This window comes from Xylophilus sp. ASV27 (assembly GCF_016428875.1).
Lineage (GTDB): Bacteria > Pseudomonadota > Gammaproteobacteria > Burkholderiales > Burkholderiaceae_C > Xylophilus.
In genome coordinates, this window is record NZ_JAELTO010000352.1 from 1 (window position 1) to 315 (window position 315).

General features: G+C 76.8%; 1 protein-coding gene. It reads left to right on the forward strand.

The genetic code is table 11. From position 1 onward, the window contains the following. A partial coding sequence (locus JHD63_RS23290) for a hypothetical protein (RefSeq protein WP_198973170.1) occupies positions 1 to 181 on the forward strand: 181 nt, incomplete at its 5' end. Between the last annotated feature and the right edge of the window lie 134 nt (positions 182 to 315).

The following is a 315-nucleotide window of genomic DNA, read 5'->3' on the forward strand; positions in this document are numbered from 1 at the left end:
CCCCCCCCCCCCCCCCCCCCCCCCCCCCCCCCCCCCCCCCCCCCCCCCCCCCCCCCCCCCCCCCCCCCCCCCCCCCCCCCCCCCCCCCCCCCCCCCCCCCCCCCCCCCCCCCCCCCTTTTCAAGCCGCAGACGGCATACGAGATTTCCTGTACGGTCTCGTGGGCTCGGAGATGTGTATAAGAGACAGAGGCGAGCCTGCGGCCGCAGTTCTCGCAGAGCGCCGACCCGGCCGTGGTCACGAGCGCCGAGTTCGCGCGTATGAAGGCCGAGATATTCGGCCTGCTGCGCGAGGAGGCACTGACGGCGCAACGCCA